Source organism: Streptomyces sp. NPDC002490, from assembly GCF_040296045.1.
Lineage (GTDB): Bacteria > Actinomycetota > Actinomycetes > Streptomycetales > Streptomycetaceae > Streptomyces.
This window is the reverse complement of record NZ_JBEOWM010000031.1, coordinates 48,610-66,036: the sequence shown is the minus strand read 5'-3', so window position 1 is coordinate 66,036 and position 17,427 is coordinate 48,610. Positions and strand designations below refer to the sequence as shown.

The 17,427-nt window shown below is 73.3% G+C and carries 14 protein-coding genes; 6 read left to right on the top strand and 8 right to left on the bottom strand.

Annotation, left to right across the window (positions count from 1 at the left end; translation table 11 throughout):
* Positions 1-29: 29 nt before the first annotated feature.
* Complete coding sequence (locus tag ABT092_RS20400) at positions 30-1,229, top strand: alpha/beta hydrolase (protein WP_351245782.1); 1,200 nt, start codon at positions 30-32, stop codon at positions 1,227-1,229.
* Positions 1,230-1,325: 96 nt separating this feature from the next.
* Here the strand turns inward: ABT092_RS20400 and ABT092_RS20395 are convergent, their stop codons facing one another.
* The 5 genes from ABT092_RS20395 to speB all read right to left on the bottom strand — a co-directional run bounded on the left by ABT092_RS20395 (position 1,326) and on the right by speB (position 7,846).
* Positions 1,326-3,281: a DUF2264 domain-containing protein gene (locus ABT092_RS20395; RefSeq protein WP_351245780.1), complete on the bottom strand. Its 1,956-nt coding sequence runs from the start codon at positions 3,279-3,281 to the stop codon at positions 1,326-1,328.
* A 255-nt stretch (positions 3,282-3,536) separates the two neighbouring features.
* Positions 3,537-4,511, bottom strand: coding sequence for a carbon-nitrogen hydrolase family protein (locus tag ABT092_RS20390; protein WP_351245778.1), 975 nt, complete (start codon positions 4,509-4,511; stop codon positions 3,537-3,539).
* A complete protein-coding gene (locus ABT092_RS20385; RefSeq protein ID WP_351245776.1) occupies positions 4,508-5,383 on the bottom strand; it encodes a nitrilase-related carbon-nitrogen hydrolase in 876 nt (291 codons plus the stop codon). The genes ABT092_RS20390 and ABT092_RS20385 overlap by 4 nt, the downstream gene beginning before the upstream one ends.
* Complete coding sequence (locus ABT092_RS20380; protein WP_351245774.1) at positions 5,380-6,828, bottom strand: purine-cytosine permease family protein; 1,449 nt, start codon at positions 6,826-6,828, stop codon at positions 5,380-5,382. The genes ABT092_RS20385 and ABT092_RS20380 overlap by 4 nt, the downstream gene beginning before the upstream one ends.
* A 25-nt stretch (positions 6,829-6,853) precedes the next feature.
* Complete coding sequence (gene speB, locus ABT092_RS20375) at positions 6,854-7,846, bottom strand: agmatinase (protein ID WP_351245812.1); 993 nt, start codon at positions 7,844-7,846, stop codon at positions 6,854-6,856.
* A gap of 147 nt (positions 7,847-7,993) precedes the next feature.
* Here speB and ABT092_RS20370 point away from each other — a divergent pair, with 147 nt between their 5' ends.
* Genes ABT092_RS20370 through ABT092_RS20360 form a run of 3 tightly spaced genes read left to right on the top strand, consistent with a single transcriptional unit; the run spans position 7,994 to position 10,817 of the window.
* Positions 7,994-8,578 (top strand): helix-turn-helix domain-containing protein, encoded by a 585-nt coding sequence (locus ABT092_RS20370; protein WP_351245772.1) that lies wholly within the window; start codon positions 7,994-7,996, stop codon positions 8,576-8,578.
* Between the two features lie 53 nt (positions 8,579-8,631).
* Positions 8,632-9,264: an ABC transporter ATP-binding protein gene (locus ABT092_RS20365; protein ID WP_351245770.1), complete on the top strand. Its 633-nt coding sequence runs from the start codon at positions 8,632-8,634 to the stop codon at positions 9,262-9,264.
* Positions 9,261-10,817 carry a hypothetical protein gene (locus ABT092_RS20360; RefSeq protein ID WP_351245768.1) on the top strand — a complete coding sequence of 519 codons (1,557 nt, stop codon included), beginning with the start codon at positions 9,261-9,263 and terminating at the stop codon, positions 10,815-10,817. The genes ABT092_RS20365 and ABT092_RS20360 overlap by 4 nt, the downstream gene beginning before the upstream one ends.
* Before the next feature lie 47 nt (positions 10,818-10,864).
* On the opposite strand, the gene ABT092_RS20355 is transcribed toward ABT092_RS20360, so the two are convergent.
* The 3 genes from ABT092_RS20355 to ABT092_RS20345 are packed head-to-tail and all read right to left on the bottom strand — an operon-like array spanning position 10,865 to position 13,823.
* On the bottom strand, positions 10,865-11,665 hold the full coding sequence (locus ABT092_RS20355) for an ABC transporter ATP-binding protein (protein ID WP_351245766.1): 801 nt from the start codon (positions 11,663-11,665) through the stop codon (positions 10,865-10,867).
* A complete protein-coding gene (locus ABT092_RS20350) occupies positions 11,662-12,765 on the bottom strand; it encodes a FecCD family ABC transporter permease (protein ID WP_351245764.1) in 1,104 nt (367 codons plus the stop codon). Before ABT092_RS20350 ends, ABT092_RS20355 begins: the two co-directional genes overlap by 4 nt.
* Before the next feature lie 8 nt (positions 12,766-12,773).
* Positions 12,774-13,823, bottom strand: coding sequence for an ABC transporter substrate-binding protein (locus ABT092_RS20345; protein ID WP_351245762.1), 1,050 nt, complete (start codon positions 13,821-13,823; stop codon positions 12,774-12,776).
* 153 nt (positions 13,824-13,976) lie between these two features.
* Between ABT092_RS20345 and ABT092_RS20340 the strand changes: the two genes are divergently transcribed.
* Positions 13,977-15,686, top strand: a complete 1,710-nt coding sequence (locus tag ABT092_RS20340; protein WP_351245760.1) for an ABC transporter ATP-binding protein — start codon at positions 13,977-13,979, stop codon at positions 15,684-15,686.
* A complete protein-coding gene (locus ABT092_RS20335; RefSeq protein WP_351245758.1) occupies positions 15,683-17,425 on the top strand; it encodes an ABC transporter ATP-binding protein in 1,743 nt (580 codons plus the stop codon). Before ABT092_RS20340 ends, ABT092_RS20335 begins: the two co-directional genes overlap by 4 nt.
* Positions 17,426-17,427: the final 2 nt, after the last annotated feature.

Here is a 17,427-nt window from a genome sequence, read left to right as displayed (position 1 = left end):
GTGGGCAACGGCCGGGCAACGTGTGCGCCATGAGCGACTCCCCCGTCGATCGACGCGTCTTCACCTCGTACGCCCTGCTGGGCTCCGGCGTTCTCGCGCTCGGGGCCGGCGGCCCCCGCCCCGCGGGCCGGCGACCGCGCGGAGTGGTTCCCGTCCTGCCGCCGCCCACCGGTCGTCATCCGGTGGGGTGCCGGACCGTGCACCTCGTCGATGGCTCCCGAACCGATCCGTGGGATCCCGCGATCCCGGTGCGGGAGTTGATGCTGACGGTCCGGTATCCGGCGCGCGCGGTCGCGGAGGGCGTTGCGGCGCCCCAACTCCCCGCGCGGGCCGCGGCGGCGTTCGGGGCGGTCGTCCCGTACGGGCCGCTCGGGCTGCCCGCGGCCGGGGTGGACTGGGGCGGTGTCCGGTCCCACTCGTACGAGGGCGCCGTGGCACTGCCGGGGCGGCGCCCGGTGGTGGTGCACGGCCCGGGCGGTGGCGACCCCCGGGGCCTGGGCACGTGCCTCGCCGAGGACCTGGCCAGTCACGGTGCGGTCGTGATCTCGGTCGACCACCCCGGGGACGCCGCCGCGGTGGAGTTCCCGGACGTCCGCCCGTACCGCTCGGACCGGGTGCGGACGACCGTGCTGCGGCACGACCCGCGGGAACAGCCGGCCGTGGCCCGCACGGTGGTCGGGGCCCGGGTCGCCGATCTACGTCACGTCCTCGACCGGCTGTGGGGCGGGACGTCGTTGCCGCAGGGCCTCGACGAGGTGCTGGACCTGCGCCGCGTCGGGGTGTACGGACACTCCGTGGGCGGGGGCGCGGCGACCGCGGTGATGGACGCGGACCGCCAGGTGCGGGTCGGGGTCAACCTGGACGGATTCCTCGACCATCCGCCTGCGGTGCCGGGCGGGGTCGCCGAGCCGTTCCCCGTCGTGGTGAACGGGACGGACCGGCCGCTGCTCCTGGTGGGCAGCACCCGGTTCGACCGGGCGCGGGAGCGCGACGACGCGTGGGGGAGGGTGGCGGCGCGCTCCGGCGGACGGGTGCGCACGGTGTACCTTCCGGGCGGCCACTGGGTGTTCACCGACTACGCGGCGCTGCTCCCCGCACTCCAGGCGGCGGGGTTGTTGACGGCGGCGCGACGCGCGGCATTGACCGGTCCGGCCCCCGCGGCGGTGTCCGTCGCGGCGGTCCGTCGTGCGGTGCGCGGGTTCTTCGCCCGGCACCTGGTGCGCTGCTGAACGGTGCGGGCCTTCGCCCCGCCACCGCGCCGTTGCGGTGGCGGGGCTTCCTCGCGTTCCCGTGGGGGGCTCGACCGGCGGGCGCGGGGCCCGCGTTCACGCTGCGGAGGGGCTCAGCAGGGGGCCGTCCGCGTCCGGGGACCCGTCGCGGCGGGTGAAGGTGAAGCGGACGGGGGTGCCGTCGGCGAGGTGGACCTCCACCGCGGTGTCGTGGACGGTCACCGTCACCGGGGGCGCGGCCTCCGGGTCGAGGGGTTCGCCGCTGAGCATCGCACAGCTCGCGTACAGGGCGGTGCCGCCCGGGTGGACGGCCGTCAGGTGCGGGAGCGCGGCGTACCGGCCCCAGGCGTGGACGTGCTCGGCCCGGCTGACCTCGTGCTGCGCGTAGCCGTGCAGCGGGGCGAGGGCGCTGACCGTTCCGTCGGGGCGGGTGGCGGTGGCCCAGTGCGGGGTGACGGTGCTGGTGGGCGGGTCGGTGGCGGCCAGGGGGTGGCCGCCCTCCCGGACCTGCCAGCCGGCCGGTGCCGTGACCGCGTGCAGACGGACCTCGATCCGACCGTGGGCGAGGGTGTGGCTCTCCACCCGGGCCCGCGGCTCGGGCACCGGGCCCCGGGGGGCGGGACGCAGGGGCGTGTGTCGGGAACCGGCCGTGGACCAGGTGGGCCCGTCGATCCCGCCGAGGGGGGTGAGCGGCCCCCGGCGCAGGGTGGTGCCGTCGCCGTCGGTGAGCACGAGTTGGTTGTCGGGGCGGTGTTCGGTCGCTTCGAGCCAGGGGCCGGTGGCGGTGGAGTAGGCGAGCCGGGCGTAGAAGGGGTCGTCGCCCGCGGAGCCGAGCCCGGCGCCGTCGCTGCCGTGGTTGTGCAGGCGGACGATGCCGTCCGCGGCGGTGCCCTGCACCAGCCAGTGCGCGGAGGGCAACCGCCGTAGGGTGTCGGCCCGTTCGACGGGCAGCGGTTCCTCCGGGGCGGTCCACACGGGGTGGGTGGCGGGGAGCAGCAGCCCGAGGAAGCCCTTGGCCGCCCAGTAGGGCGAGGCGGGCCCGGAGTAGGGCTGGGTCATCGGGAGGAACGCGTCGTACCAGCCGAGGGGGAGCAGTCCGGCGGTGTCGGGGGCGCCGCGTTCGGCGAAGTGCCGCAGCATCCCGGTGGCGGCGCGGCGGGTGAGGCCGGGGGCCAGGGGGGTGCAGTCGAAGAGGGCGCCGGTCCACAGCGGTGCCGCGGCGGCGTGCCGGTAGGTGAGGGAGCGGCCCTGGTGCAGGGGGGCGCCGTCGGCGCCGATCAGGTGGGCGTAGTCGGTGAGGAAGCGGTGGAGCCGCTCGCGGTGGACGACGGCGCGGTCGGCGGCGAGGGCCGCGCGGGGGCCGCCGTGCGCCATCCGGGTCCACAGCAGCGGGTACAGGTGCAGGGCCCAGCCGTTGTAGTGGTCGATGCGGCGGCCGTCGCCGTCGGTGTACCAGCCGTCGCCCAGGTACCAGCCGTCCAGGGCGTCGAGTCCGCGCACGATCTCGTCGTGGTGGTGGTCGGCGCCCACGGAGGAGAGGAACTCCTCGACCAGGGTCTGGAAGAGCATCCAGTTGTTGGGGACGGTGTGCCGTCCGAGGAAGCCGCTCAGCCAGTCGACGAGGTGGGCGCGGGTGCGGGGGGCGAGGGCGTCCCACAGCCAGGGGCGGGTGAGGTGCAGTCCGAGGGCGAGGGAGGCGGCCTCGACCATGGGTTGGCCGCGGTCGGCGTCGATCCGCGGCCAGGCTTCGGGGTGGTCGGGGTCGGCGCCGGCGGCGAGTCCGGCCGCGTAGCGGTCGAGCAGGGCGCTGGCCTCGGGGCCGCTCCCCCGGGCGCCGGCGATACGCAGGGCGGCGAGCAGGAAGGTGCGGGCGAAGCCTTCCAGGGCGTCGGAGTCGGGGCCCGACCAGGAGGTGCGGCCGGGGAGTTCGATCCGGGCGTGGGAGGGCGAGGCGTGGCGGGCGGCGGCGTGCAGCAGGGTGTCGGCGGCCCGTTCGCAGCGGGCCCGGTCCCAGCCCGTGTCCGCCGGTCGCCCGGTGCGCTCGGCGGTCATGCGGTCCCCCGTCTCGTGGCCTTGCCGGGTGCGGGTCACGGCCGGTCGCGTGCGCCGGGGCGGCGCGGATCGATCCGTCCGTCCCGGGCGCAGCCGTTCACCCACTCACAGTAACCACCAGAAAGTATCACGACAGAACGAATTCGAACATGGGCAACGGGGATGTCGAGCGCAGTGCGGCGGGATCGGCGCCCGACGACAGCACGAGGGGGCGGAAGCCGCCCGTGCGGCTTCCGCCCCCTCGCGGTCAGGTCGTCAGCCCGTGAAGTCGACCCCGCTGTCGCGCCGGGTGCGGTCCACGGTGAGGGCGAACACGTCGGGGCGCCCGTAGTGGCCCGCCACGTCCAGGTCGATGGACTCCTCGTAGCGGCGTCCGCGGTCGAGGGTGGCGGTGATGATGCGGGCCTCGCCGTGCACCGGTTCGACGATCCAGGACCCGTCCGGGCCCACCACGCTCGAACCGCCCGTGAAGAGCGGGCCGTTCTCCGGGGCGTCGGGGCCGACCCCGGCCCGGTAGGCGGCCAGCAGGTCGTCGGGGACGTCGTCGGTGGAGAGCAGCAGGCCGGCCGAGACCACGAAGCAGCGGCCCTCCAGCGCGTAGGAGCGCGCGGCGATGACGTGCGTCTCCGGCATGTCGGGCCAGGCGGCCACGTGGACCTCCTCGTGCTGGGCGTGCAGGGCCTGCCGGGCCAGCGGGTGGAAGTGCTCCCAGCACACCAGGGAGCCCAGGCGGCCCGCGGGCGTGTCCACCACGCGCAGGCCCGCCCCGTCGCCCGCCGCCCAGACGATGCGCTCGGTGTGCGTCGGCGTCAGCTTGCGGTGCAGGTTGAGGGTGCCGCCGTCCGGGCCGATGGTCACCAGCGAGTTGTAGAGGGACCCGGAGGAGGGCGCCGCGCGCTCGTTGAGGCCGAGGACGACGGTCACCCCGTGCTCGCGGGCCGCCGCCCGCACCGGGGCGAGGGCGTCGTCCCCGTGCACCGGGTCCAGGGTCGGGCTCTGCTCCAGCAGCCGGGCGTGCCACCGCCGGGCCTCGGCGTCGCGCCAGCCGGCCAGGCCGAACACCCATGCCGGATAGCAGGTCAGCCAGGTCTCGGGGAAGACGACCAGGTCCGCGCCGGCCTGCGCGGCCTCGGTGACGTGGGCGGTGGCCCGGCGCAGCGACTCCTCCAGGTCCAGCAGGGCGGGCGGCTGCTGGACGATGGCGACGGTGGTGGACGCGGTGCTGGTCATGACTGCTTCCCTCCCGGGAGTGCGTACAGCGCGGGCCGGCGGTCCGCGTGGACGTCGTTGTGCTCGCTGATGGCCTTGTCACGGGCCTCGGCCAGGTCGAGGGTCGCGGTGGCGATCGCCTCCCGACCGAGGTGGAGCGGGGTCACCGGGTAACCGTCGGCGTCGACGATCACGCTGCCGCCGAGCCAGTCCTGACCGCGCTCGGTGCCGGTGCGGTCGGCGACCGCGACGAACATGCGGTTCACCGAGGCGTCGGCCTGGATCCGGACGATCTCGCCGGGCCGCTCCCCCTCGGGGCGGGGGTACAGCGGCCAGTTGACGGGACCGCACAGCAGTTCGGCGCCGGCCAGGGCGGCCAGCCGGACCCATTCGGGGAACTCCAGGTCGTAGCAGACCATGAAGCCGATCCGGCCGTGGGCGGTGTCGACGACGGGCGGCGGTGCGTCGCCGGGGGTGAAGCCCCAGGTCTTCTCGCCGTTCCACAGGTGGGCCTTGCGGTAGGTGGCGCGCAGCCCGGTGGCGTCGATGAGGACCGCCGCGTTGTAGGCACGGCCGTCCTCGCCCAGCTCGGCGAACCCGCTCACGATGACCAGGTCCCACCGGGCGGCCAGGTCCTCCCACTGCCGGATCGTGTCACCGTCCAGCGGTTCGGCGGCGGCGAGCAGTTCGTCCTCGTCGGTGAAGACGTAGCCGGTGTTGGCCAGCTCCGGCAGGACCACGATCCGCGCACCCCGGCCGGCCGCCTCCTCGACGGCCACCCGGGCCCGCCGTCGGTTGCCCGCGGTGTCACCGACCTGCGGGGCGATCTGGCAGACGGCGACCGTGACCGCGGTGCGCCGCGGTTCGGCGGGCCGGGGTGGCTGCTGACTCATGAGGACGTTCCCTCCAGTTCCGCTTCGCTGGCCGCCCGGGCGACGGCCTCGGCGTCACGGTCCAGGTTCCGCGAGAACAGCAGGTACAGCACGCCGGAGACGGTGAGGCCGACGACGAACGAGAAGTCCGCCCCGCCCAGCGCGTCCGCGACCGGTCCCACGTAGAAGGTGGTCGAGAAGAACGGGATCATCGCCGCGAAGCCGAGGAGGTAGGCGGTGACGCCGCGCCACGCCCAGCGGCCGTAGATGCCGTCCGGCTTGAGGATCTCGGCGATGGCGTACTTGCCCCGGCGCACGAAGTAGAAGTCGACCAGGTTCACCGCGGTCCACGGGACGAGGAAGTACAGCATCATCAGCACGAAGTTGTTGAAGCTGCCGATGTAGTCGTCCGGGATCAGCAGGGCGACCACCAGGGACACCAGGCCGACCACGATCAGTCCGGTGATCCGCAGGCGCACCGTGGGACGGACCTTGCGGAAGCCGTCGATGGCGCTGGCACCGGTGAGCATCGCCCCGTAGGCGTTGACGCCCATGATCGAGATCAGTGCGAGGACCGAGGTCATCACGACGATCAGGCCGAAGCCGGGGAAGAGCAGGTCACCGACCTCGCGCAGGGCGAGGATGGGGTCCGGGTTCGGCAGGTAGCTGGCGAGGATCGCGCCCAGCGACATCAGCCAGACGGCGGAGAACGCGGCGCCGGCGTAGACGGCGGTGATCAGGCCGCGCGCACGGACCTTGGCCGGCAGGTACCGGGTGTAGTCGGAGACGTAGACCGAGTAGCTGATGTTGTAGCCGGCGGCCAGGGAGAACTGCACCAGGAAGGCCGTCATGTCCCAGCCGGCGGCGGCCGCGGGCACGTCCGCGGGGGTGGGGTTGGAGCCGAAGTGGACGATGGCGACGACCGTGAGGATCGCGAACACCACGACGAGCAGGTAGGTCAGCCAGCGCTGCACGAAGTGCAGCAGGTCGTGGCCGACGACGGCGATCACGATGGAGACCGCGATCAGCACCGGGAACCAGAAGAGCTTCCCGTCCGGCAGCAGCAGCCCGAGGCCCTGCTCGGCGAGGACCGTGTCGAAGACCAGGAAACCGACGTAGACGAAGACGGTCGCGGCGAACGGCACGGTCGAGCCGCGGCTGCCGAACTGCGCACGGGACTGGATCATCTGCGGCAGGCCCATGCGGGGGCCCTGGTTGGCGTGGAAGGCCATGAAGAAGGTGCCGGCGCCGACGCCGAGCACGATGGCCAGCACGCTGTACCAGACGCTCAGCCCCATGGAGGCGCCGACGAAGCCAGCGACCATGGTCGGCAGCACGAAGTTGCCGGTGAACCAGAACGGGCCCTGGTGCCAGACCTTGCCGTGCCGTTCCGATTGGGGCACGTAGTCGATCGAGTGCTGCTCGATCGCGGATTCGCGCTGGGTCGCGGTTTCCGAGGAGGACATGGCGTCTTCCCCTCTCGTTCGTGGGCTAACGCCCGTGGGGCCGTTCGTGCGGCGGCAGGTGGTCGGGCGTCATCGCCGAAAGGATCTCGTAGCCGGTGTGGGCGGCCGCCACGGCGGTGAGCTGGGCGTGGTCGTAGGCGGGGGCCACCTCGACCACGTCCGCGCCCACCAGGTCGACCCCGCGCAGGGCGCGGATCATCGCGAGCAGTTCGCGACTGGTCATGCCGCCGGCCTCGGGGGTGCCGGTGCCGGGGGCGTGCGCGGGATCGAGGACGTCGATGTCGATGGACAGGTAGACGGGCCGGTCGCCGAGGCGGGCGAGCATCCGCTCGATCGCCCGGGGCAGGCCCTCGGCCTCGATCTCGGGGCTGGAGATGACGGCGAAACCGAGGCGTTCGTCGTCACGCAGGTCCTCGCGGGAGTAGAGCGGCCCGCGGGTGCCCACGTGCAGGCTCGCCGTGAGGTCGATGAGCCCCTCCTCGGACGCCCGCCGGAAGGGGGTGCCGTGGGTGACGGGCGCACCGAAGTAGGTGTCCCAGGTGTCGAGGTGGGCATCGAAGTGGAGCACCGCGACCGGGCCGTGCCGGCCGGCGGCCGCACGCAGCAGCGGGAGGGCGATGGTGTGGTCGCCGCCGAGGGTGAGCAGTCGGGTGCCGTCCGCGGTCAGCTCCTCGGCGGCGGCCTGGATCTGGGCGACGGCCTCGTCGAGGCTGAACGGGTTGGCGGCGATGTCACCGGCGTCCGCGATCTGCTGGGCCGCGAAGGGCTCCACGTCCTGCGCGGGGTTGTAGGGCCGCAGGAGCCTGGACGCCTCACGGATGTGCGCGGGCCCGAAGCGGGCGCCGGGCCGGTAGCTGACCCCGCTGTCGAACGGGACACCGACCACGGCGATGTCCGCGCGCGGCACGTCCTCCAGGCGGGGCAGCCGCGCGAAGGTGGCGATCCCGGCGTAGCGGGGGCTGACGCTCGCGTCCGGCGGGCCGATCGGGGGCTCCTGCGGGAGCGGGGCGGAGTTCATCGGTACCTCGGTTCCGGTCACCAGGTGAAGTTACCTATACACAACAAAGAATGCTTATTTGACAACTTCTATTCCGGGTAGTGTTGCCCCGGGTTACCACCCTGTCAAGGGTCGTCCGGAAGCCGTACGAGCGACGCGAGGATTTCGATGAAAGCGCTGCACCCGGAGCCGTCCGCCGATCCGGTCCGCGTGGGCGCCCGGCTCCGGGCCAGCCGCAAGGCCCAGGGGCTCACCATCGAGCAGATCGCCGCCGCGACCGGTCTGACCAGGGGTTTCCTCAGCCGGGTCGAGCGTGACGAGACCTCGCCGAGCGTCACCACCCTGGTCACCCTCTGCCAGGTGCTGTCCCTGCCGGTCGGCTCGCTCTTCGAGGACGCCGACACCGAGGTGGTCCGGTTGGAGTCGGCCCCGCACCTCAACATGGGCGGCCACGGCGTGGTCGACCGGATGGTCACCCCCCGGGCCCAGTCCAAGATCCAGATCCTGCGCTCGCACCTCGAACCGGGGGCGCACGGGGGCCAGCAGCTCTACACCGTCAACTGCGAGGTCGAGGTGCTGCACGTGTTCGACGGCGAGGTCGAGGTCCGCTTCAGCGACCGCACCGAGACCCTCGCCTCCGGGGACACCCTCACCTTCTCCGGGCGCGAACCCCACACCTGGCGCAACGCGGGACCCGGCCCCGCCGAGGTCACCTGGACCTTCGTCCCGGCGCCCTGGAGCGGTTCGCGCTGACCGCCCTTCCGGCATCGGAGCCGAGCCGGCGGAACCCGACGGAAAGAGGAGAGGTGACGGGGGAACCCGTACTCGCGGCGGACCGCGCCTCGGTGGTGCGCGACGGGACGACGCTGCTCGCGCCCACCACCTTCGCGGTGGCGCCCGGCGAGTCCTGGTGCGTCACCGGCGGCAACGGCTCGGGGAAGACCACCCTGCTGCGGGCCTTCCTGAACAGCGCGATCCTCACGGCCGGTTGCTGCACCCTGCGGGGCGAACCCGCCACCACGGCCAGCACCGCGCACCGCAAGCTCGTCGCCTCGCTGGTCGAACCCATCCCCGTGGCCCGCGACATGACACTGCGTGAGCAGGTCGTCCTGGTCGCCGCCTCCTGGTACGGCAACGCACCGGAGACCACCGCACGCGCCGACGAGGTCATCGAGCGGATGGGGCTGTCCCGCCTGGGCGAGCGCTTCCCCCACCAGGTCTCGTCCGGACAGTTCCACCTCTTCACCTTGGCGCTGACCTGGGTGCGTCCGGCCGAGGTCGTCCTGCTGGACGAACCGGAGCGGCACCTCGACGGACAGCGGGTGGGCCTGGTGGTCGACCTGGTCGCCGAACGGGCCGCCCGGGGCACAGCCTTCCTCATCGCCACCCACGACCCCGCGTTGGTCGACGCCTGCCACGGGCGGGTGGAGTTGGGGTGAGCGCGCCCGCCCGCACCGCGCCCGATGCCGCTCCCGACGTCCGGGTGCGGTCCGTGTGGCACCACCACGCCCGCCGCGCCGGGCGCACCACGGTGCGGGGCCGTGCGTACACCGCCTACCTCCTCGTGCTGTTCGGCCTCTTCTACGGGGTGCCGGTCGTCCATGCCGCGAGCACCGCCCCGACGCTCGTCCCCCTCGCCGCCGCCGACCGGACGGTGGCCGCGGTCTCGGCGCTCGCGGTCGCGGCCTGCGCGGGCGCCCCGCTGCTCGGCCGGCTCTGGGGGCCGCTGGTGATGCGCCCCTTCCTGCTGCACGTGTTCACCACCACGGACATCCCCCCGACGCACTACCTCGGTGCGATCGCCCGGCGCCGGCTGGCGTACGCGGGCACCACCGTGCTGCTCGCGACGGCTACCGCCGGCTACCTCACCACGGACCTGTTCGACCGCCTCGACACCGCGCTGCCGGGTCTCGCGCTCGCCGCGGGCCTGGGGGCCCTCACCGCGGCGGCCTGGCTGTGGGGCCAGGTCCGCGGCGCGTTCGACCACCTCGCGCTGGTCGCCGCCGCGGGCGTCGTGGGCGTGGCCGTGACGGTGGCGGGCCGGACCGGGCCGGGCGGTACGGGCGCCCCGTGGCTCCTCGCCGGCGCACTGACGGTCGCCGCCGCCGCCCTCGGGCGGGTGGCCTTCCGCTCACTGGCCGCCCTGGACCTCACACGGCTCGCCCGCGCGTCGACGCGCGCCTCCCAGGCCCGGGCCTACGCCTGGACGGGCACCCTCCACCACGCGCTCGACCTGTACCGTCCCAAGCCGCACGCCCGCACCGCCGTCCTGGTCCGGGCCGACGGACGGCTGCGCGGGCACCTCGCCCGGGGTGCGGTGCGCGCCCTGCGCACACCCGGTCGTGCCCTGGCGGCGGCCGTGTTCCTGCCAGCCGGCGGCGCCGGCACCGCCCTGGGCGCGGCCGGGCCGGAGAGCGGGCGGACCTTCGCCCTGTGGACGGCCGGTGCGATCTGCCTCTACCTGGGGTCCGGGTGGGTGGGCGAGACCTGGCGCGACCTGCGCGAGGAGTTGACGCTGGCCCCGCTGTTCGGCGACCGCTGGGGCACGGCGCCCGCCCGCGCCCTGGCCTGGCCCGTCGTCGCGGTACTGGTCGGCGCCTGCCCGGGTGCGGCGCTCGCGCTCCTGGTCCCGCCCACCGCCCTCGCCACCGGCCCGGCCGACACGGCCCTGCTCGTCGCGGGATCGGCCGTGGTGGCCCTCGGCGCCCGATTCCTCCGGGAGATGAAGGGGGACCTCCCCCTCGAACTGCTGCTCCCGGTCCTCACCCCGCTCGGTGACCTCTCCGGGCTGCGCGTCCTGCGGTGGCAGTTCGACGGCGTGGTCGCCGTGGTGCTCGGCATCGCCCTGCTGGACCTCGTCCCCTCCGCACCGGGCGCGACGGCACTGGGCGCGGCCGTGGCGGTCTGCTGCGTCCGGGCGGGGCTGCGCCGCACGGGGTGGGTCCGCCGCAGACCGCTGCCGCGGCTCGGGGGGCGGGCCCGCCGGGCGTAGCGGGCGGGTGAGCTCCCCACGGGAGGGGCCCACCCGCCTTCCGGCGGCTACCTCCCGCGACCGAGCGCGGAGACCGGGGCGACGTGCCGGGGCGAGAACGCGAGGAGCAGGCCGCCCGTGGTCGGATGGGTGAGGTGGGTGCAGGTGACGCCGAAGACCGTGCGGACGAGCTCGGGACTCAGCACCTCCGCCGGTGGACCGCCCGCGACGATCCGCCCGCGGTGCAGGACGTACAGCCGGTCGCAGTAGGTGGCCGCGAGGTTCAGGTCGTGCAGGACGCACAGCGTGGCGCGCCCCAGATCGCGGACGAGTTCGAGCAGTTCCAGGCCGGCGTGCACATCGAGGTGGTTGGTCGGCTCGTCGAGCAGGAGCAGCGGGCTCTCCTGGGCGAGCGCCCGGGCCACCAGGACCCGCTGCCGTTCCCCGCCGGACAGGGTCGACAGCCGCCGGGTGCGGTAGTCCGTCAGCCGGACGCGTTCGAGCGCACGTCCGATCGTGTCGCCGTCGCGGCCGGACGTCGCCTCGAAGGCGCGGAGCCAGGGTCCGCGCCCCATGGCCACCACCTCCTCGACGGTGAAGTCGAAGTCGGGGTTGTTGTCCTGGGCGACGAGGGCGGCGCGGCGCGCGATCTCCCGCTGGCTGAGCGTCCGCACGTCGTCGCCGGCCAGTGCGATGCTGCCGGCGAAGGGATCGATCGCCCGGTAGATGGTCCGCAGCAGTGAGGTCTTGCCGCTGCCGTTGGGGCCCACGAGGCCGACGCGCTCGCCGTCGTCCACCGTGAGGTCGCAGTCGGCGACGATCGGGACGGGGCCCAGTCGCACGCTCACGTCGTGCAACGAGAGTCTCATGAAGCCTCCGAGCGTCGCAGCAGCCACAGGAAGACCGGTGCGCCGAGTAGTGCGGTGACGATGCCGATGGGGAGTTCCTCGGGACGGACGACGACCCGGCACAGCACGTCGACGGCGACGAGGTAGATCGCACCGACGAGCATGGCGATCGGGAGCAGCCGCCGGTGGTCGGGGCCGATCACGAGGCGCACCAGGTGCGGAACGATGAGGCCGACGAATCCGATGCCACCGGACACCGCGACGAGCACCCCGGTCAGGAGCGAGGCCACGACCAGGAGTTGGATGCGGGTGCGGTGCACGGCGACGCCGAGCGAGAGCGCCGCGTCGTCCCCCGCGGCCAGTGCGTTGAGGGAACGGGTCTGCACCGTCAGGTACAGGCCGGCGGCGAGCACGGCCACCGCGGGCAGCAGCAGGTTCGACCAGGAGGACTCGGAGAGCGAGCCCAGCAGCCAGAACAGCACCGAGTGCGCCGCGTCCGCGTTCCCGCTGCGGAAGATGACGAAGCTGGTGGCGCCGCTGAACAGGTAGGAGAGCGTCACCCCGGCGAGCACCAGACGGTTCGGGACGACCCGACCGGCGCGACGGGACAGGGCGAGGACCACGGTGGTGGCCAGGAGCGCGCCGACGAAGGCGGCGGCCGAGGTCGAGAGTCCGGCGACGGCGAACGAGCCGAACGCGATCGTCACGGAGGCCAACAGGCCCGCGCCGGCGGAGACTCCGAGCACGTAGGGGTCGGCGAGCGGGTTGCGCACGGTCGCCTGGAGCGTGACGCCGACGGCTGCCAGGCCGGCGCCGACGACGGCCGCCAGCAGGACGCGCGGGAGCCTGAGGTTCCACACGATCTGTTCGTCCATGGCGCTGGCCGTGGATTCGATGCCCAGGAGACGTTCGCCGATGACCATGACGACGGTCCTGAAGGGCACGCCGACCGACCCGACCGCCACGGCCGCGCAGACCGTGACGAGGAGCAGCACGAGCAGCACCGGGACGAGGACGCCCGGGGAGGCGCGCCAGCCCGCACGGCGCAGGCCCTTGTCGGAACCGCCGCCGGGGCGGGCACCGTCATCGGTGACCGTCGCCGCGGAGGGTTGCTTGGACATGGGGGTCCTCACCGGGCGGCGCGGAAGACGCTCGGGTGCAGGAAGCGCGCGGTCTCCGTGACGCCCTCCACCGGCCGGGTGCTGCCGCGCGCCCCCGACTTGGCCGCGTCCAACACGAGGACGCGTCCCTCCTTCACGGCGTCGACGGTGGGGAAGGTCTTCTCCAGGAACTCGATCGACTCCCGGTGGCCGGCCTTCGAGGCTGCGAAGTCGTCGATGATGAGGGCGTGGGGGTTGCGCGCGACGATCTGTTCCGCGCTGATCGGGGCGAACTGCCCCGGCAGTTCGGCGAAGAGGTTCTTCCCGCCGGCCCGTTCGATGACGTCGTTGGAGAGCCCGCCGGAGGTGACGTAGAGCTGGCCGGCGACCCTGGATATCTTCGCGACGCCGCGCTTGGGCTGCTCGGCCACGCGCCGTCGCACGTCGTCGAGTTCCTCGCGCTTCTGGTCGGCCACCTTCTTCGCCCGGTCCTCCACGTCGAAGATCCGGCCGAGCTGCCGCAGGTCGCCGTCGAGCGCCTCCAGCCCGCTGGCGTCCGCGGCGAGGTCCTTGGCGCAACCGCCGCCCACCACGTAGGTGGCGATGCCCAGTCGCTTCAACTCCGCGACGGTGGGGCTGCCCTGCTTGCCGGAGACCTTCTCGACCTGGTCGGTGATCAGGAGGTCGAGCTTGGCCGCCATCATGGCCTCGGTGCTCGGGTTGCGGGCCCCGAGGCTGGGCAGGTCGGCGAGTCGGTCCCTCAACTCCGGTGCGGGAGCGGACTCGCCGCGCGTCTTGGCGACGATCCGCTTGCCGACCCCGAGGTCGAACAAGGTGTCGGCGATGGCGTCGGTGGTGATGGCCACGCGCTGCGGGGCGCGGTCGAGTTCGAGTCTCTCCCCGCAGGACTCGAAGGCGATCCGGCTTGGTTCGCCCTTCCCGCCCCCCGTGTCGTCGCTGCCTCCGCATCCGACGGCCGTGAGCGCGAGGAGGGCGCCGAGTGCGACGGCCCGGAACCGTAGAGGAGCGAAGTGCGGTGCACGGCTGCGGGACGTGCGGTGGAAGTGCGGCTGGAGCATGAAGCGGTTTTCCCTTCACGGAATGGCACGAACAAGCCACTGAGGGTGATGTGCACATTATTGAATGAGCCTCAGTCGCCATGTTAGGTTACCCTAATGAAACCATCAACATCGTCGTCGCAGACACCAGGATTGGCAGGTCCGGGCGCACTCATGCGCCTCTTCGCCCCCATCCGCACCCACCTCGTCGTCTGTGCGGTCCTGTCCGCCCTGAGCGCGGCGGCGGGCATCGTTCCCTACATCGCCGTCGCCGAGATCGCCCGCCTGATGCTCGACGACCCCGGGGGCTCACGGACGGCCATCTGGACCTGGGTCGCCATCGGTGCGGCGGGAGCGAGCGTGTGGCTGGTCCTCTTCGTGCAGTCCGCCCGGGTGGGCCACTACGCGGACGCGAAGATCCTGCACGACGTGCGGGTGCGGATCGTGCGCCACCTGGGCACCCTGCCGCTGGGCTGGTTCCGGGCCTCGGGCTCGGGCAAGGTCAAGCGGGCGATGACCGGTGACCTGGAGGAGATGCACGAGGTCATCGCGCACGCCCTGGGCCAACTGACCGGAGCCGTCACGGTGATGGTGTTCGCCACCGGCTACCTGCTCTCCGTGGACGTCACCATGGCCCTGGTCGTGTTGGGCGTCCTGGGCCTCATGGGGCTCTTCTACCGCATCTCGATGCGGTCCATGACGACCCACATGAACCGACTGATCGCCGCCGACGCACGGATCAGCGCCGCCAGCGTCGAGTACGCCGACGGCATCCAGGTCGTCAAGACCTTCGGCACCGGCGGGCGCGTGATGCGGCGCTTCGACGACGCCGTGGACGAGCACACCAAGGCGTTCGGGGCCTGGGTCGCCGAGGTGCGCTACAGCTCCGCGGCCTGCCGGCTGTTCGGCTCGGAGATGGCCGTCCTCACCGCGGTGACGGCCGCCGGGCTGGTGCTCGTCGACCGGGGGTCGCTCGGGGTCGCCGACCTCGTGGCCTTCCTCGTCGTCGCGATCGGACTGCCCAACTCGATCCTGCCGGCCGTGAGCGCCGCCCAAGGGGTGCGCAAGGGCAGGATGGGTGCCGCCAACATCGAGGAGCTCCTGTCCCGTTCCTCGCTGCCCGAGCCCGAGCGCCCGCAGCGGCCGCAGGGGCACGGCGTGGAGTTCGACCGGGTCACGTTCTCCTACGACGGCACGAAGAACGCGATCGAGGACGTCACCGCCGTCTGCCCGCCCGGTCAGGTGACCGCCCTGGTGGGGCCGTCCGGCGCCGGGAAGACGACGCTCACGAGCCTGCTGCCCCGCTTCTACGACGTGTCGGACGGAGCCGTCCGGATCGGCGGCGTCGACGTGCGGTCCGTTCCGTCCGCGGAGTTGCTGGCGTCGATGTCGCTGGTGTTCCAGGACGTGGCGCTGTTGCGCGACAGCGTGGCGGAGAACATCCGCATCGGCCGACCGGACGCCGGCGACGAGGAGGTGCGGCGGGCGGCGGAGGCCGCGCACGTCCACGAGGTGATCGAGCGGCTGCCCCAGGGGTACGACACCCCGTTGGACGCGGGCGGCGGCGGTCTGTCCGGTGGGGAGCGCCAGCGGCTGACGATCGCCCGGGCCATCCTGTCCGGAGCGCCGATCGTGGTCCTGGACGAGGCGACGGCCGCCCTGGACGCCGACAGCGAATCGGCGGTCCAGGAGGCGTTGGCCACCCTGGCGGTCGGCAAGACGGTGATCGTGATCGCCCACCGGCTGCACACCATCGCCGGCGCCGACCAGATCCTCGTCCTCGACGGCGGACGACTGGTCGAGCAGGGCCGGCACGCCGAACTACTCGCCCGCGACGGGCTGTACGCCCGCATGTGGGCGGCACAAGAAGGAGTGCTCGCATGATCCGTCGGTTGTACCGGCTGTGGCCGCAGCCACAGGTGCTGGCCCGGTTGTGGCTGCTGACCGCGGCACAGGCGGTACTACAGGGTCTGATGCTCGGCCTGCTCGTGCCGATCCTGGACGCCGTGGTGCGCCCCGACCCCGATCTGGGGGCGGCCACCCCGTGGTTGGTGCTGGGCGGCGTCTGCGCGCTCGCGTACGCCGTGCTGAGCATCGTCGCCACCCCGGTGGGCTTCAAGGCGTCGGGGGTCCTCGCGGCGCAACTGCGGCGGCGGTTGATGCGTCATGTGAGCACCTTGACGCTGGGCTGGTTCACCGCCGAGCACAAGGCGCGACTCGCCCGCGGGGTGACCGCGGACGTGGGCAACGCCGCGCACCTGGCCGTGACCGTCGCGGGACCGGCGATCACCTCCACCCTGCTGCCCGCCACGATCGTGACCATCACCTTCTTCGTCGACTGGCGGATGGCCCTGCTGCTGTGCCTGATCGCGCTCGTCGCCTGGTGGGCGCTCCAGCGCGCCGCCCGGATCGCCGAGATCACCGAGATCGAGTTGGAGCAGGCGGCAACCGGGGTCGCCAGCCGGGCGATCGAGCTGGGCCAGGCCCAGCCGGTGCTGCGGGCGGCCGGCCACGCCGACGGCACGCCCCGCATGCGTGCCGCCCTGGAGGACCACCGCGAGACCTACCGGGACGGCATGCGTCGTGCGCGCCGCCCGTTCTTCGTCTACACCGCCGTGATCATGGGCGGCTTCGTCGCGGTGCTCGCGCTGGCCGCCGGGCTGATGCTCGGCGAGCGCATCGGGGTCGCCGAGGCGATCGCGCTGCTGGTGCTCTCCGCCCGCTTCCTGGAGCCGCTCGGCAACCTCATCGACCTCATCGGGGCGCTGCGGGCGATGCGGAACCAGATCGCGCGCATCGAGGACCTGCTGGCCGCGCCCGCCCTTCCGGTGCCGGCCGAGCCGGTGCGGACCATCGAGCAGGCCGACATCGAGTTCTCGCACGTCGACTTCACCTACCCGGGCGGTGACGCCCCCGCGTTGCGGGACGTCTCCCTGCGCTGCGCGGCGGGCACCACCACCGCGCTGGTGGGGCCGTCCGGTTCCGGGAAGACGACGGTCACCCGGCTCATCGCCCGCTTCTTCGACGTCCAGGAGGGGCAGGTGCGCGTCGGCGGCGTGGACGTGCGCGCACTCGATCCGAGCACCCTGCTGGACGAGATCGCGATCGTCTTCCAGGACGTCTACCTGTTCGACGACACCATCGAGGACAACCTGCGCCTGGCACACCCCGAAGCGACCTGGGACGAGCTCCGGCAGGCGGCCACCGCGGCACGGCTCGACGAGGTGATCGACCGGCTGCCCGACGGCTGGAACACCCGGGTGGGCGAGGGCGGGGCGCAGCTGTCGGGGGGCGAGCGCCAGCGTGTCGCGATCGCCCGGGCCATGCTCAAGCGGGCGCGGATCGTGCTGGTCGACGAGGCCAGCTCGGCGCTCGACCCGGAGAACGAGGCGGCGATCACGCAGGCCATCGCGAACCTGGGCAACGACCCGGGTCGCACGGTGATCGTGATCGCGCACCGCCCCGCCACGCTGGCGGCGGCCGATCACGTGGTCTCGCTCGACGAGGGCCGGGTCACCGAGACCGGCACGCCCGAAGAGCTGCTCCGTACCGGCGGGGCGTTCGCGCGCCTCAGCCAGCAGTACGAGCGGGCACGGCACTGGCGCATCGCCAACGCGGTCTGATC

Coding starts and splice junctions, on each gene's coding strand:
- ABT092_RS20400 (WP_351245782.1), top strand. CDS start 30: ATGAGCGACTCCCCCGTCGATCGACGCGTCTTCACCTCGTACGCCCTG.
- ABT092_RS20395 (WP_351245780.1), bottom strand. CDS start 3,281: ATGACCGCCGAGCGCACCGGGCGACCGGCGGACACGGGCTGGGACCGG.
- ABT092_RS20390 (WP_351245778.1), bottom strand. CDS start 4,511: ATGACCAGCACCGCGTCCACCACCGTCGCCATCGTCCAGCAGCCGCCC.
- ABT092_RS20385 (WP_351245776.1), bottom strand. CDS start 5,383: ATGAGTCAGCAGCCACCCCGGCCCGCCGAACCGCGGCGCACCGCGGTC.
- ABT092_RS20380 (WP_351245774.1), bottom strand. CDS start 6,828: ATGTCCTCCTCGGAAACCGCGACCCAGCGCGAATCCGCGATCGAGCAG.
- speB (WP_351245812.1), bottom strand. CDS start 7,846: ATGAACTCCGCCCCGCTCCCGCAGGAGCCCCCGATCGGCCCGCCGGAC.
- ABT092_RS20370 (WP_351245772.1), top strand. CDS start 7,994: ATGAAAGCGCTGCACCCGGAGCCGTCCGCCGATCCGGTCCGCGTGGGC.
- ABT092_RS20355 (WP_351245766.1), bottom strand. CDS start 11,665: ATGAGACTCTCGTTGCACGACGTGAGCGTGCGACTGGGCCCCGTCCCG.
- ABT092_RS20350 (WP_351245764.1), bottom strand. CDS start 12,765: ATGTCCAAGCAACCCTCCGCGGCGACGGTCACCGATGACGGTGCCCGC.
- ABT092_RS20345 (WP_351245762.1), bottom strand. CDS start 13,823: ATGCTCCAGCCGCACTTCCACCGCACGTCCCGCAGCCGTGCACCGCAC.
- ABT092_RS20340 (WP_351245760.1), top strand. CDS start 13,977: ATGCGCCTCTTCGCCCCCATCCGCACCCACCTCGTCGTCTGTGCGGTC.
- ABT092_RS20335 (WP_351245758.1), top strand. CDS start 15,683: ATGATCCGTCGGTTGTACCGGCTGTGGCCGCAGCCACAGGTGCTGGCC.